The organism is Paenibacillus brasilensis (assembly GCF_009363115.1).
Taxonomy (GTDB): domain Bacteria; phylum Bacillota; class Bacilli; order Paenibacillales; family Paenibacillaceae; genus Paenibacillus; species Paenibacillus brasilensis.
On record NZ_CP045298.1, the window covers coordinates 2,541,604 to 2,556,741 of the forward strand.

The window sequence follows — 15,138 nt, forward strand, 5'->3', positions numbered from 1 at the left end:
GGTGTATATTTCTCCACTACATTAGCATTGCAATCGCGGTATGTCAGTAGCTTAACCATACAATGGGTGGACAAATCCGAACATGAACCTAAAGAGGCGATAACATGACTTATCTGAAAGTAAATGTGGACGCACCCGTACAGTTGATCTCAGCAGGCGAGTTTATTTCCGAGGTGCCCTGGAAGCATATGAACCGTTCCATCGAGAACTTTGAGCTGATCCTTGGTGTCCATGAGAAAGTATATATACGAGAGGAACAGGCGCATTTTGAGATAGGAAAAGGCGATATTGTACTGCTTTATCCCGGTCGTACCCATGGAGGATACCGGGAATCGTTGCCGGGGATTAAATTTTATTGGTTTCATTTTGACGTTCCCGCGACCCCGAATGTATTATCTAACGAGGAAATGAAGCAGGAAACCCATACGATGGAGGGGCTTTTGCAGCGTCACGGCGTGGTGCGGGATATCTATTTGCCGCAATATGTACAGGCAGACAACGGGGATCGGATTCATATCATCGTCAGTCAAATTTTACACGTAGCCAACTCACATTATCTCACGCATCACAGTGCGAATTATTTGTTTACCTCGCTGTTGATTGAAATATCGGAGCTGGCTCTTGGTCGTATGATCAATAGTCCTGTCAGCCCACAGGGGAATGTGAGCTTTAACAAGATTATTGAGTGGACCCGGATTCATGCCGAAGAGCCGCTGACGGTGACGGATCTAGCCAGAAAATTCAATTACAACAAGGATTATATTTCTCGTTTGTTCAAGCAAAATACAGGCATGCGGCCCTTGGAATTCATCCACAGTATTCGTATCAATAAAGCCAAGGAATTGATTTCCCGTACAGATATGAGCATTAGGCAGGTTGCAGAAGAAGCCGGATACACGGATGAGAAGTACTTTATGCGCTTGTTCAAAAAGAGAGTCCATATGACTCCTTCACAGTACCGGAATGCCTATCATCAAACATTTATGAACAATGTTTAGTCTATTCCGCTTCACGGGAGGCATGGCTTATCAGACTGTAATTTGATAATCTGATTTAAGAGATTAAATGAGAGCAATCAATACATAATACACTGATAAAAAGGGGCAAGCGAGATGCTACAACCACCACTAAAGAATGAACTGACTCGAATATTGGAAGACCATGCACTGGATGAGCAATTAAAAGAAGTGATCTATCGAGAGGCTGGGGCTGCAATACAATTTCATATCGAACATGAAGAGAACTATGAGCGTATTGGCAATAGCCGAATCGCTGGCTACCCGGATTTGCCACCCTCGATCGAGTGGCCGTGTGATTCAGACGGGGAATATTATACGTTTATTGCTCAAATCAATTTGGGCGAAATGCCTTTTTCTCCATTTAAGAGGTTGCCCGAGCAGGGAATCCTTTATTTTTTCCTTGGAGTGGATGAGCCCGCCTATGATATTGACCATAAAATCTTTTACTATAACGGTGACAGCAGCGCTTTGAAGAAAACCTTGCCACCGACTGGGAAGGTTGAAGTATGTGCCGAGGACAGGGATTTCACATCTTGTGCAATTTCTTTTCAGCCGATCTTGACGGTGCCGTCGGAGAGCGAGACGGCAGATATTCTATTAGATGAGCATGAGGAGCTTTATGAGCTTTTATGCGAGCATAGTGATACGGTGTGGGGGCAGCATCAGTCTTTTGCCGGGAACACCCGGCGGGATGCCTATCTGTGCCGAAACGGGCTGGAGGGTCTTCTGTTTAACTGGCATAAGAGTGAGAGCCAGATCCATAAGGAAGTCGAGCAGGCCATGCACAGGGGAAGTACAGAGTATGCGGAGCATTTACGATCTGAAGTGCTGCCTCAGCTGCAAGAATACCAGACGAACCGGGAAAAGCACGACAAGGCTTCAGAAGATTGGCACGTTCTGCTCTCCGTTTCTTCTTTGGACGAGGTCGGCATGTGCTGGTGGGACGCAGGATATTTGGAATTTTTCATGGATAAAAAAGATTTGCAAAACCTTGATTTCACGCGAACGTATGTCAATCTGGCTACCAGCTAATCGAATGTATAAAGCCCTCCCGATGCTTCTCTCATGAGAAGCCGGAAGGGCTTAGCTTGTTGCATCAGGCTTATCTTGAATATATATACGGTGAGCTTATTTACACCCGTTGCACAGTAAATTCAAACTCCAGCTTTTGAGCGGCTGAAATTTGGTATTCCTCATGTACCGGAGCGCCCCAGCTGTCGTCGCCGCCTACACCCATTTGCTTGCCAGCTACGGTGACAACGGTGTAGTAGACGTTGGGCAACTCATACAGATGGTAGGCGCTTTCCAGCTCAAACGCTGTGTATGGCGAAATGTTGCATTCCACAGGTGCGGTAGCTGGTGCAGTAATGCGAATGCCTTGCCGGGAATCGTCAGTAATATCGACACGGCGCACGCCTGTACGGTTGCCGGATTCCTGCGGCACGACATACCCGGACACGTTATCCGTAGCTTCGTTGCGGAATACGCCGAGTCTCGCGCCGAAGGCACGGTCGATGTAATTCTCCTCCGGTCCCATCGCGTACCAGTCCAGATGGCGATAGTCCGCCGGAACCTTGAACGAGAGGGCAAAGATCGGCAGGTTGGGCAGTCCTGATACGCCTTCATAGGTGGATTTTACGTTCAGACTGCCATCGCCAAAGACGGTATAGGCTACCGTTACCTGTGCGTCTGCATGAATGCTTAGCGTGTAGCGGAACGTAACGGTTACGCGGTCTGTCTGCTCTTCCGTGACTTCGATGCCTACACATTTACGCGTCAGGCTCGCAGCGAACCAGCCTCCGGCTTCAAAGCCTAGTGCGGTTCCCCGATCATTGTCTGTAGTTGCACGCCAGAACAATGGGGCAGGAGGGATAGCGATCATCTCGCGTCCGGCGTAACGCAGCGAGGTCAGGCTGCCTGCTCCTTTGGAGAACATGATACTGAAATCCGAGCCGTGAACGCCAATATTGACATCGCCATGTACCACACGCAAGGTACCGCCCATAGGGGCTTTCAGTGGATTTGGATCTTCCACGATGAAAATATGCTGTCCGAAGGCTACTTCATGCCCGGCCTCAGCCCAGAGCGTGGCTTCCTTCAAAACAAGCGCTGTGTGAATGACATATTCCCCGGGCTTCCCGTCTGTACTTGGGAACGTCAGTGGAATATAGGCTTCGGTCTGAGCAGCCACATCCACATGACTCACATTTCGTGCGATCTCTTGACCTTCATGCAGCAGGCTGTATACCAGCTCGTAATCGCCCGTTCCCTCGAACAGGTTTTCGTTGCGAATGGTTACGCCGTTCCGACCAGGGGTGAGCTTCAGATTCTGGTACAGGAATTTGACCTCCTGCATCTTTGGTGAAACCTTCCGGTCCGCATAGACAATCCCGTCCGTACAGAAGCCGTAGTCTGTTGCGCGGTCGTCAAAGTCGCCGCCGATCGCAAGGTACTCGCGTCCGTAGCGATCTTTTTTCATGACCGCCTGGTCAATGTAATCCCAAATAAAACCGCCCTGATACAACTCGTATTTGTTCTCCAGCTCGGTATATTTGTGCATGCCGCCTACGGAATTGCCCATTGCATGCATGTACTCGCAGCTGATATACGGCTTTTGCGGATTGTCGTTCAGATACTGCTCGATATCTTCGGGCTTGGCGTACATCCGGCTCTCCATATCGCTGGTATCATCGTACGTGCGGTTGTGGAATACGCCTTCGTAGTGCACCAGACGGCTTGGGTCGGTGGCGCGGAAATAGTTGGCTACATTGCGCAGCACTTCACCCGCATACGATTCATTGCCGCAGGACCAGATCAGAATGGACGGATGGTTTTTATCCCGTTCCAGCATGGAAATGGCACGATCCATAACGATATCCTGCCATTCGGGCAGATTAGCGGGAATATTCCATGAAGGCTCGACGGCGCCGAGCTTTTGCCAGGACCCGTGTGTCTCCAGATTCATTTCGTCAATCACATAGATCCCGTACTCATCGCACAGCTCATACCATAGGGTCTGATTCGGATAATGCGAGGTACGGACAGCATTCATATTGTTTTGCTTGAGTGTTCGGATATCCCACAGCATATCTTCACGGGAAATCGCACGCCCGGTGCGGGCGTTAAATTCATGACGATTGACGCCTTTGAAGACGATGCGCTTGCCGTTCAGATGCATGACCTTGTTGATCATCTCGAATCTGCGGAAGCCAATTTTTTGCGGAATGACCTCTACGAGCGATCCATTAGCCTCATAAATTTGGATGAACAACGTGTACAAATAAGGCTTTTCCGCGCTCCAGCGCTGTACTTGCTCCAAGCTTGCGGACAACGAAGCCTTGCCGTCTGTAAAGTCAGCCTTCAAAGAAGCTACTGCCTGGCCCACAGCATCCTTCACGTCAACGGCTGCATAGGCTGCTTCCGGTTTTTCCAAGGTCAATTCCAGCTCCAGCAGGCCCTGGGTGAAGGAGGCATCCAAATCGGCCTTCACATGCAGGTCACGTACGTGGACACGGGGGATCGTGTACAGATATACGTCTCTGAAAATGCCGGAAAAACGCCAGAAATCCTGATCCTCCAGCCATGCTCCCGTACTTCTTTGATATACCTCTACCGCCAGCTTGTTCTCGCCGGCTTGCAGGAACGGGGTCAGTTCAAAATCAGACGGTGTAAAGCTATCCTCGCTGTAGCCGACAAAATTTCCATTTAACCATACATAAAAGGCCGACTCGACACCCTGAAAAGAAATAAACACAGGCTGCCCGTCGGAGCTCATATTTTGCGGCAAAACAAAGCTTTTAATATAGCTTCCTACCGGGTTGTGATCCTCTGGAATATGCGGTGGGCGAACGTCGGAATGTCCGTCCCACGGATACATCGTATTCACGTACTGCATTTGGCCGAAGCCTTGTGTCTGAATATGGCCCGGCACCTGAATATCGCTCCAGCCGCCATACTCAAAGTCAGGTGCATAGAATTCCACCGGACGACTGGCTGGATTGGTTGCATAATTGAACTTCCAGTTTCCATTCAGGCTATGCCGCCAGGCCATATCGGCCTGGTGCTCTGCTTCCTGAAGCGTGGCGTAATATTTATGATCGGAATAGGCTGGCAGCCGATTTACCGCAAACTTGGTCACATCAGTGAGCCAGTCCAGACTTGGGGTATGGATGGTCAAGGTGAACACTCCTTATTATTTAGAATGAAATGAAGGTATCAGTGATCCGTTCAAAAATCTGTTATTTGACCGAGCCAACCATGCCCGCTACAAAGTGCTTCTGCATCAGGAAGAATACCAGTGCAGTCGGCAATGTGGACAGGACGATAGCGATCATGATGACACCGTAATCAGGTGCATAGCTGGAGCCCAGATTCGAGATCAACAGCGGGATGGTTTGATTCTCCGGCGTTTGCAACACGATCAGAGGCCAGAGGTAGTTGTTCCAGCTCGACATGAACGTGATGATCGCGGCAGCGGCATAGGTTGTTTTCATCGTAGGCATGTATACGCGGAAGAACAGACCCAACTCGGATAATCCATCTATACGGCCTGCTTCCAGCAGATCCTTTGGAAACATTTTAGTGCTTTGCCGGAAAAAGAAGATCAGGAACGCCGTAGTGACGGTCGGGATGACGACAGATGAAAGGGTATCAATGCCGATCCAGGGGACGACATTCGAAATGCTGCCGAACATCCGGTAAAGCGGGATCATGATTGCCGCAAACGGAATCATCATCGACATCAGCAAGATGTTGAACACCACATCTTTGGCTTTACTTCTGTAGATTTCAAAGCCATAACCGGCCAGTGATGCAATCAGCATCGCTAGCAGCGTCGTGGAAATAGAGATTTTGGCCGAATTGCCCAGCGCTGTAACGATATCCACCTTCTCCAGCAAATTGTGTATATTATCCATGAGATGAGCGCCGGGCAGAAGCTTGCCCTTTGTGACATCGACCGAAAGATTGGTGGAGCTGGAGAGCATCCACAGGAACGGAAAAATGGAAACGAACGACACAAGGATCAGAAAGGCGTACGTAAATATTCTTTTCGTTTTCATCATTTTTTCTCACCTGCCACTTTGAACTGGATAATCGACAAGATAATGATCATAATGACGATGGAGTAGGATACGGTCGCCGCATAACCAAAATCAGATGAATATTTGAAGGACAGGTTATAAATATATTGCGAAATAGAAGATGTCGCGTTGCCCGGTCCGCCCTTGGTAATGTTCATAATTTCATCAAAGAGCTGGAGTGTGCCAATCGTTGATGTAATCGAGGTGAACAGGATAATTGGTTTGAGCAGTGGAACGGTAATGCTGAAAAACTGGCGAATCGAAGAAGCACCGTCAATACGGGCCGCTTCATAGATGGAGCTGTCAATATTCTGGAGACCGGACAGGTAAAAGATCATATTGTAACCGGTCCAGCGCCATGTGATCGCGATAATAATCGTAACCTTGGCCCAGAAAGGGTCTGTAATCCATTGAATCGGCGTGCCGATCACATGCAGATTCAGCAATAGGGAATTGACCAGACCGTCAGCCGAGAACAAATACTTGAATACAACGGAATAGGCTACCAGTGATGTAATACAAGGCAAGAAGATGGCTGTACGGAAAAAGCCCTTGAATTTCAGATTTTTATCATTCAGCAATACTGAAATGAACAGAGCCAGAATGACCATCAAAGGCACCTGGAAAATTAAATAGAAGAATGTATTCTTTACAGCGGTTATAAACATGCTGTCCGTCAACAGACGCTTGTAGTTATCAATGCCGTTGAAGGTGAGATTAGACCCTGTGCCTGTCTTGAAGGACAAGATAAGCGCCTGAATCATCGGGTAGAAATAAAAGACCGCAATCATGATCACTGCGATGGCTATGAACAACCATCCTGTCATACCTGCTTTGAGACGTGTTGTAGTCATTTTGGGTGCGGCTGTCTTCATAACCATATCAACTCCCTATGCAGCATTAAAACCTTGAACTCGCAAGCCCAAGGTTTTAAGTGCTTATCGTTTTATTGTTTAGCCTTGGCTAGGAAGACTGTCTTATTTAAGCTGTGCTTCTGCCTGCTTTTGAGCATCTTCCAGAACTGCGTCTACATTTTTGCCGTTCAGGAAGTTTTGAATTTCAACGGTCATGATGTCCTCAATTGCATAAGTGTGCAGACCATAATTGATTTTTGGAACTTGTTTCGTCCAGTCTGCGAATTTCTTATAGACTTTGTCGCCGCCGAAGAACGGATCTGCCTTCTCATAAGCTTTACCGCCGGAAGCTGCTTTTAATGAACCGATAATTCCGATTTTGTTGAGCATCTCTTGATACAATTCTTGATCTGAACCGAATGTTGCTTTCAGGAAATCAGCAGCGGTATCCTGACCCTCTGAGTTAAGAACATACCAGGAGCTGCCGCCAATGTTGGAAGCATGCACGGAGTTAGGTATGTTTTTCATGATAGGGAGAGGAACAACGGCCCATTTACCAGATTGTGAAGCTTCTGCCTTGATCGAAGGTGTAATCCAGTTGCCTGTAGGTACGGAAGCCACTGCGCCGCTATTGAAGGCTGCCAGGAATTGACTCCAGTCGGCATTCATTTTAACAATGTTGGCGTCGAACAAGGCTTTGTACGTCAAGAGTGCCTCTTTCAGAGCTGCATTACCTGCCAGATTCGGCGTTTTGCCGTCTTCTTTCAGGTACCATGAACCTGCGGATTGGATCATACCACGGATCAGACCGAGGTCGTTCGGATCTTGAGTGAGCATTTCTTTACCTGTTTTTTGCTTTACAGCTTTACCAATTTCAATGAATTTGTCCCAATCAATATTGGTCAGGTCAGCCACTTTGTAGCCAGCTTGCTCCAGATAGTCTGTTCTTACATACAAACCCATAACACCGGAGTCGAATGGAACTCCATACTGCTTGCCATTGTAGCTGGTTGGTCCGATTTTATAATCAGCAAAGTCGGATACCTTGATCGAGCTGCTCATATCATGAAAGGAATCCGGATAGGCTTGCAGGAAGTTTTGTGCCCGGTAATCCTCGATCAGAACCACGTTAGGCAATCCTTTGGTAGAACCGGAGTTGAGACCGGCATTCATTTTCTGTACGATGTCATTTTGAGCATATTCAACAATGTTTACGGTTACATCAGGATGTTTGGCAACATAGCGATCTTTTGCCAGCTTCAGGGCCGCGATATTGAAGTTCGGGTCCCAGGCCCAGACGGTGATTTCTTTTTTGCCTGAATCTGTGGTCGTAGCTGCTTTCTCAGAATTGCTGGAACACGCAGACAGCAAGATCAAGCTTGCGATCAGCAAAAGGAAAGACATTTTTTTCATTTTGTTCAACCCCTACTCTTTTTTTATACGTGCTAATCATTTAAAACTTATTGAAAGCGGTTACCTTGTTTATGAATCTAGTTTATCATCCTTGCTTTGTGGGCAGTTAGGAATATCTTTATACGGATTTGTCTTATTATTATCAATTATCAAAAAAGGCACCGCTTACATTTGTATTTTCCTTGGATTTAGGTACTTTTTTTAGGTTGAACTAAAGTTATACACGAAGCGCCACTACGCGGTCGGATGGTGCTTCCCATCGCTGTTGTATCCAGATTTCTTTATTCAAATTATATAAGGTTGAAATCTGGATACAGCTTATGCTTCCGATGCGAGCTTTCCTATGGAAAGCTTTTAGGCGACCGCTACGCTTGTACAGCACCATTCCGCCCACTCCGTTCTTGTTCCACCTTCTTTGTCTTAAGTTCAGCCTATATTTTTTATAAGATAGGAGGGGCGGGTTTTACGATCAATGGCAGTGTCATTTTCACTTTGGTGCCTTCACCTTTTTTGCTGGAGATGGTCACGCCATATTCTTCTCCATACAGAAGAGTAATGCGGTTGTGCACATTCTGGATGCCGATGCCAGTGAACAGCTGGCGCTTGCTCTTGGGATTGGGCAGTCCGTCCTTTGCCGTATGCCCGTCCAAATCCATACCGTCTCCATCGTCTACCACCTCACAGATCAAAGTATCCTCCGTTTTGGACACCAATATATAGATGTGACCTGCATTTTTCTCATTAAACGCATGGAAAAAAGAATTTTCGATAAAAGGCTGAATAATCAGCTTGGGCACATGGTACTCCAGACAATCCGGCGATATAAAATAGTTCACCTGTACCCGCTGCCCATAGCGCACATGGTTAATGAACACATAGTTTTGCATGTTGGCCATTTCCTGCTCAATCGTGATCGTCTCACTTACGTTACTGATTGTATTTTGCAGTAGGGAAATAAGCGCGTTAATCGTCTCGGCGGCGGTTTCCTTGTTTCCTTTGAGCACCAGCATTTTGATCGAAGCCAGTGTGTTGTACAGAAAATGCGGGTTGATCTGCCGTTGTAGCGCGGCAAGCTCTGCGTTTCGTTGCTCTTTTTGCGTCTCCAGCAGCTTGCGAATATAGTCATTCAGCTCATCCAGCATGTAGTTGTAGGCATGACTCAACTGTCTGACCTCATAGCTGCCCGTTACCGGGAGATAGTTATCAAAATTTTTCTCGCGGACCGTCGACATTTGCTTGACCAGCCGAGTCAAAGAACGAATCAGGCGACGGGAAATCAGAAAAACGATCAGCAAGGCGATCAGCACGATAGTAATGCAGATGAATACAACGGATTTGACGTCAATGATCTGCCCAATCGCAGTTTGCCTGTCGATCATGTTAACCAGATAAAAATCATACGAAGGGATATAGTTGGAAAGGAGGATGCTATCCTTGTTCATCACGTTCGCATTCATGTAATTTAGCCCTTGCTCATTGATCTTTGTGGCATAGCCTAGCAGTTCATTGGAGCGTTGTCCGATCAGGTCCTGACGGTTGCTCGATACAATCAGTCCCGACTTGTCCAAAATGAGAACATCATTGCCATTGCTTGTGAAATTGTTATAGAAGCGGCGGAATTCCGGCTCGCGAATGGCAATGTAGATCATGCCGTACAAGGTGCCGCTGGTTCGCTCCATAAATGCCTTCGAGGCGATAATATAAGGTGTCGGTTTCTGTCCGGTATTATTATTCAATTGCTGACGCAATAGATCCGTATCCAATTGATACATCAGTCGTGTCGGCTGTGCCGCGCTTCGGGCTGTAATCAAACTGTTCTTAAGCTCCTCCGCAGTTACCGGCCAGTAGGACGAGTCAGAATAGAAGCTGCGGCCGTTCATGCCCGTTACCGCAACACTGACATCATAGGCGTCGACATTTGATTTGATCTGCTTCATCTGCTGTGCCATACCAAAGTAGATGCGTGCCGAGTTAATAGAGTCAGATTGGCCGCCAGTCAGGTAGCTTTTGACCGTCCCGTTTTCCGAGGCATGGGTTACGGCATTCACAATCGAGTCATTGAAGGACTCAAAGCTGGACTGAATTTGACTGAGTACCTTGGCATTCGTAATACTGAATGTCTCGGCAAAGAGTCGTTCAGACATGCGAATCGTCACCAAAGAGGTCAGCAACGACACCGCAGTGATGCTGACCACCATAACGATAAATATTTTGAAGAACAAACCCTGATATTTGATTTTATGAATATACCTTTTCATGTTTAATCTCTTTTCTGCTGCAGATATACACTTGCTCTTTAATGGAGATGATCCCGGCGGTATTGACTGGGTGAGTACCCCGTCATCTTTTTGAACACTTTGGTAAAATAGCTAGGGTCCGAATAGCCGACAGTGGTGCTAATATCGGAGATGGACATTGTACCCGACCGCAACAACTCCGCGGCCTTCTCCACTCGAATTTTGTTCAGATACTCACTGAAACCCTCTGTATGATGGGTTGTAAAATAACTGGACAAATAGGAGGGATTAAAATGAAAATATTGTCCAAGTGTCGTCAAATTGAGCGTTTCAGCATGGTGTTCCTCAATATATGCCAGCAGTTTTTTCATGCTTGCGCTGCTGCCTTGCTGCGTTTTGGCCATGATCTGCCTGTTCGCTTCCTCTAAAAAGGTCTCCAGCAATCGCACGGCTTCATGTACGTGAGGTGCATCATTAATTCTTTTGAAATAGGAGTATTTGGCTGCATCCAGTTCCTTCATATCATACCCCTGATTCCCAAGTAAAATTGTAATGTTGAACACAAAGTTCCCAAGCAGCGATTTAAACTCAAAAGCGGTAGAGTTATAGCTGCGGGACATGGCTGTTACATAAGATCTCAAATCCTGAAAAGCCGTATCAAAATGCTCGCGCTTCATCTCCTCCGTGAATTGCTTCAAGTTAAATGAGCTGTCCACTTGAGCAGGCTGGGGGAGTTCGTCTTCCATCAGCAGCGCTGTTTCCGGGAAATAAAAGCGATAGCTGAGCAGCTTCGGCAGTTCATCCTGATAGACCTCGCTAATCCGATTAAAATCATCAAACAGGTGGCTGACCGCCCAGCCGATCTGTAGATCAGCTTGCTTCGTCTCCTGTGCCACTTCCCTGACCGCAGTCATCCAGGAGTCTGCCTTCTGCGGATCAAGATTGGCTAAAAAAACGGCCGCATGAGCATCGGACGGTAAGGGTCGGAGTACGATTTGTCCACAGGCAGATGTCACTCGATCCGTAAGCCTGGAAAATAGGTCTGAGGCAGAGTAGGAGCGGCCTGTACCCTGTTGAGCCGGTTGCTCTATACCTATAAGCGCAAAACGGGCATATGGAAATGCCTGCTTTAGCAATTCAGTGTCATATTCTATGCTATAGCCGGAAATGAGCTTTTCGATCACATGATCCATCGTAATTTGATTATCTCCAGCATCTGCCTGATATTGAATGGTTGGGATTCTGTGAGCTGTCCGCTGGAGCACTTGCAGCAGCTCATCCGTGTCCAGCTTGGGCTTTAAAATATAATCAGCAACCCCTTGCTGAAAGGTGGATCGCACGTAATTAAACTCGCCGTAGCTGCTGAGCACAATGACCTCGATATCCGGATAGTTCTGTTTGACTATTCGGGCCAGTTCCTCACCGTCCATGATCGGCATCACGATATCCGTGATGACAATATGAGGACGCAGGGCTTCAATCAGCTCCAGCGCTTCTTTCCCGTTGGAGGCCTCGCCTACAATCCGAAAACCGTACTTTTCCCACGATAAATAGTGCTTGATTCCTTGCCGCACCAAGATCTCATCATCCACAATCAAAATGTTGCATAGCTCATTCATGGCAGCACTCTCCGTCATTATACCTATTCAAAAAAGACCGCATTAACGCGGATGTCATATCATCTGAGGCATACGCTTGACAACGCTTCCAACTTAATTCAAATATAAAGCATTTAATCTTTACATGCTAACATAAACCACACGGGAATCCAAAAAAAAAAATTAGTTCCATTGGCATATAAAACGACAAAAAAGGCCATCGAGAAGATCTCGACAGCCTCAACTAACCGGGATTACCCTAAACCGTACCCCATGTCCGATCCCCTGCCAAATATTTTTCCGTCAAAATAGATAGCAGTTGAATACCGACCTCATTATGTCCCCCCTCAGGAAGGATCAGGTCTGCGTATTTCTTGGAAGGCTCAATGAATGCCTCGTGCATAGGCTTAACCGTAGTCAAATAGTGATCATGGATCGAATGGATGGTGCGGCCGCGCTCCTCGATATCTCGAAGAACCCGACGAAGAATACGCACATCAGGGTCGGTATCCACAAATACTTTAATGTCGAGCAGGCTACGGAGTTTTTCGTCAGACAGCACGTGCAGTCCCTCCAGCATAACGATATGATTCGGCAGCAGCTCTACCGTCTCGTCAGTGGAACGGGCATGAACCGTAAAGTCATACACTGGCGCTTGAGTCGCTTGTCCTTTTTTCAGACATTGCAGATGCTCGATAAGCAAGTCGTTGTCAAAGGCAAACGGATGATCATAATTGACCAAAGCACGTTCGTCATAGCTCAGATGTGAATGGTCTTTATAATAGTTATCCTGAGATATGAAAGTCACTTTATTAGATCCCAGACGTTCAACGACAGCGCGTGCTACCGTTGATTTACCGGAACCTGTACCGCCGGCAATACCAATAATAAGCATGGCGTTTCACTTACCCTTCCCTAAATCTATCCCGATACAACTCAAGTATTGTAGCACAATGCACACTTTTTTTCATCAATGTTGAGCTTTGTATTTCTTCCATTTTCGTATCCTGGCCCTGAATGTTTTAAAAGGTGCCACAGAGTTGATATGAATCCATCTGGCCATGGGCCAGTTCGGATTACTGCCAGTCCACTTATGAACGCCCTGTACGAAGAGTTCTTCATGACTGAGTGTGTCAATCCAATCCAGCCACTTTTGCTCGGTTAGCTTGAATAGTTGCCGTAATTCACGTAAAGAGTGGTGGGAATAGGTTTTGTAAAAGGATTGGTAAAGCTCGCCTAGTCTATTCCATTTATAATTTGGTGCAGGCATGATGACAGTTTTTCCTTCCTTTTCGTCTCTGTCCCATGACATTACAAGCTGAAGCCATCCGAGCTGGTAGGCAATCATTTCTGCGGGGGTTTTATCTACCTCGGGAATCCGAATATCCTTTTGATCCTCGTCTATCTCCTCGAATTCACTGTCTAACAACAAGTAGGAGGCATGGATGGCTTCTTTTAACTCCGTTTTGGAAACGTACTGGTAGCTGGACATCTGATTGCTCCTTTGCATTGTATTTATGATGCTGACCTGTTTATATGTACCACTTCTAATATGACAGCCTTATGTCTTATTCAAAAATAAAAAAATAGCGATTTTTGTGATTTTATGAAAGAGCATTTGGTGTGTTCGCGAAAAAAGAACGAAAAATTAATAGAGAAATTAAGACAAAAGATAAGTAATTAGGCACATTTTAATATTCTTTATATGCCTAAAGAAGATATCATTGATATTGCAGCAGGACAAAAGAAAGCGCATCTGATTGGTGCTACAGAAATGGCTGGCGACAATGCAGATTTGGAAGTAACGCTGCATCATAATTACTACCTGGATATTCAGGATCGTATGCCTCTTCTGCGTGGTGGTAATGCTCATGTATATAACATCGTTATGGATGCTGCCGGATTGGCCAGAGCCAAAAAAAGAATTACACCTGACATGGCCAAAGCAATTGCTGCAAAAGGATATCATTTTGACGTAGTAGGTAACGGGGCAATTTCAACGGAAAATGGCGCGGTACTGCTAGAAAAATCGTATTTAATTGATGTATTTTCTCCTGTCCGTAATAACCAAAAGGACCCTAACCAAGCGGACTACACAGGCAAAATTAAAGCAGAGGACGTCATCCTCTCGGACAACGGTACCGTGTTCAGAGGAGGCAGTGACGATGCGAATAGCCCGTTAGCTCCGTATCCTGTCAAAGCCAAGGACTTCTCCTGGAATGGATTCAAAACGTTGACATACAGCTACACAGCCGAAAATCCTGAAAATCTGGTTGCCCAATTGCAGGGCATGGACGGAGCGGGTGCAGGCAAGCTGAACTGGTCGAGTGAAAACTGGCTCAAAACAGTATACAAAGCAGCCGTTTCGAAAAATGTACAAGCGGTGGAAGATTCCGAATAAGTATTTGAGGATTTTGCAAAATCCTGATTCACGAAGAAGCAGCCAGGACAGATATGCTCTGTTCCTGGCTGCTTTTTCGTTAACCGAATTTATGCTGTGCTGGGCATGCTCTTAACCGATAACAACAAACGAGGACACGCCAGCAGGTACCGATTTAACCCGGAATAGCGTTCCATCGTCTCTAAAGGTACGCAGAATATAAGGCTGGTTCGTAGGTGTGCGGACTCTGCTAAATCGGACAGTACCAAAACTGTCGAAGTTTGCGGATTGTACAAAGCTTCCATCTAGACGCCGGAGCACAGCAAAAAATCCGCTCGTGTTAAAAGGGACACCATCATTGTTAGCCCAGATGACTGTAAATCGACGGAAGGTTTGCGTTGGACTCACATTGCGATATCTCGTAACAGGCACCTTTCTGCCGGTGGATTTCAGCGTTTGTGGAGGACGAATGGCCACTTCAAATCAACTCCTTTGTTGTGATGAGATAGTAGATGCGTACAAAGGAGCTTTGGAATGTGCCATAAACTACATTTGA

The 15,138-nt window shown here is 46.6% G+C and carries 11 protein-coding genes and 1 pseudogene; 3 read left to right on the top strand and 9 right to left on the bottom strand.

Features of this window, described 5'->3' with window-relative positions; genetic code table 11:
* Window positions 1-104 precede the first annotated feature (104 nt).
* Window positions 105-998 (top strand): helix-turn-helix transcriptional regulator, encoded by an 894-nt coding sequence (locus GCU48_RS11930; protein WP_152380130.1) that lies wholly within the window; start codon window positions 105-107, stop codon window positions 996-998.
* Window positions 999-1,112: 114 nt separating this feature from the next.
* Window positions 1,113-2,051, top strand: coding sequence for a YwqG family protein (locus tag GCU48_RS11935; protein WP_152380131.1), 939 nt, complete (start codon window positions 1,113-1,115; stop codon window positions 2,049-2,051).
* Window positions 2,052-2,151: 100 nt separating this feature from the next.
* Here the strand turns inward: GCU48_RS11935 and lacZ are convergent, their stop codons facing one another.
* The 8 genes from lacZ to GCU48_RS11975 form a co-directional block, all read right to left on the bottom strand.
* Complete coding sequence (lacZ, locus tag GCU48_RS11940; RefSeq protein ID WP_152380132.1) at window positions 2,152-5,196, bottom strand: beta-galactosidase, LacZ type; 3,045 nt, start codon at window positions 5,194-5,196, stop codon at window positions 2,152-2,154.
* Between the two features lie 61 nt (window positions 5,197-5,257).
* Window positions 5,258-6,082, bottom strand: a complete 825-nt coding sequence (locus GCU48_RS11945) for a carbohydrate ABC transporter permease (protein WP_025721339.1) — start codon at window positions 6,080-6,082, stop codon at window positions 5,258-5,260.
* Window positions 6,079-6,975: a carbohydrate ABC transporter permease gene (locus GCU48_RS11950; protein WP_152380133.1), complete on the bottom strand. Its 897-nt coding sequence runs from the start codon at window positions 6,973-6,975 to the stop codon at window positions 6,079-6,081. Before GCU48_RS11950 ends, GCU48_RS11945 begins: the two co-directional genes overlap by 4 nt.
* A 102-nt stretch (window positions 6,976-7,077) precedes the next feature.
* Window positions 7,078-8,367, bottom strand: a complete 1,290-nt coding sequence (locus GCU48_RS11955; protein ID WP_152380134.1) for an ABC transporter substrate-binding protein — start codon at window positions 8,365-8,367, stop codon at window positions 7,078-7,080.
* A 440-nt stretch (window positions 8,368-8,807) separates the two neighbouring features.
* Window positions 8,808-10,625 carry a cache domain-containing sensor histidine kinase gene (locus GCU48_RS11960; RefSeq protein WP_152380135.1) on the bottom strand — a complete coding sequence of 606 codons (1,818 nt, stop codon included), beginning with the start codon at window positions 10,623-10,625 and terminating at the stop codon, window positions 8,808-8,810.
* 38 nt (window positions 10,626-10,663) lie between these two features.
* Entirely contained in the window at window positions 10,664-12,223 is a 1,560-nt protein-coding gene (locus GCU48_RS11965) for a response regulator transcription factor (protein WP_152380136.1), read from the bottom strand.
* Window positions 12,224-12,461: 238 nt separating this feature from the next.
* Window positions 12,462-13,097, bottom strand: a complete 636-nt coding sequence (udk, locus tag GCU48_RS11970) for a uridine kinase (protein ID WP_013368919.1) — start codon at window positions 13,095-13,097, stop codon at window positions 12,462-12,464.
* A gap of 75 nt (window positions 13,098-13,172) precedes the next feature.
* Complete coding sequence (locus GCU48_RS11975; RefSeq protein WP_025721330.1) at window positions 13,173-13,694, bottom strand: ClbS/DfsB family four-helix bundle protein; 522 nt, start codon at window positions 13,692-13,694, stop codon at window positions 13,173-13,175.
* 213 nt (window positions 13,695-13,907) lie between these two features.
* On the opposite strand from GCU48_RS11975, the pseudogene GCU48_RS11980 reads away from it, so the two are divergent.
* A pseudogene (locus GCU48_RS11980) lies at window positions 13,908-14,603 on the top strand (polysaccharide lyase); the annotation flags it as partial.
* Between the two features lie 111 nt (window positions 14,604-14,714).
* Here the strand turns inward: GCU48_RS11980 and GCU48_RS11985 are convergent.
* Complete coding sequence (locus GCU48_RS11985; protein WP_152380137.1) at window positions 14,715-15,059, bottom strand: hypothetical protein; 345 nt, start codon at window positions 15,057-15,059, stop codon at window positions 14,715-14,717.
* Window positions 15,060-15,138 lie beyond the last annotated feature (79 nt).

What these genes read in the sequence shown, in the direction of transcription:
- GCU48_RS11930 (WP_152380130.1), top strand. Translation starts at nt 105, where the DNA reads ATGACTTATCTGAAAGTAAATGTGGACGCACCCGTACAGTTGATCTCA.
- GCU48_RS11935 (WP_152380131.1), top strand. Translation starts at nt 1,113, where the DNA reads ATGCTACAACCACCACTAAAGAATGAACTGACTCGAATATTGGAAGAC.
- GCU48_RS11945 (WP_025721339.1), bottom strand. Translation starts at nt 6,082, where the DNA reads ATGATGAAAACGAAAAGAATATTTACGTACGCCTTTCTGATCCTTGTG.
- GCU48_RS11950 (WP_152380133.1), bottom strand. Translation starts at nt 6,975, where the DNA reads ATGAAGACAGCCGCACCCAAAATGACTACAACACGTCTCAAAGCAGGT.
- GCU48_RS11955 (WP_152380134.1), bottom strand. Translation starts at nt 8,367, where the DNA reads ATGAAAAAAATGTCTTTCCTTTTGCTGATCGCAAGCTTGATCTTGCTG.
- GCU48_RS11960 (WP_152380135.1), bottom strand. Translation starts at nt 10,625, where the DNA reads ATGAAAAGGTATATTCATAAAATCAAATATCAGGGTTTGTTCTTCAAA.
- GCU48_RS11965 (WP_152380136.1), bottom strand. Translation starts at nt 12,223, where the DNA reads ATGAATGAGCTATGCAACATTTTGATTGTGGATGATGAGATCTTGGTG.
- udk (WP_013368919.1), bottom strand. Translation starts at nt 13,097, where the DNA reads ATGCTTATTATTGGTATTGCCGGCGGTACAGGTTCCGGTAAATCAACG.
- GCU48_RS11975 (WP_025721330.1), bottom strand. Translation starts at nt 13,694, where the DNA reads ATGTCCAGCTACCAGTACGTTTCCAAAACGGAGTTAAAAGAAGCCATC.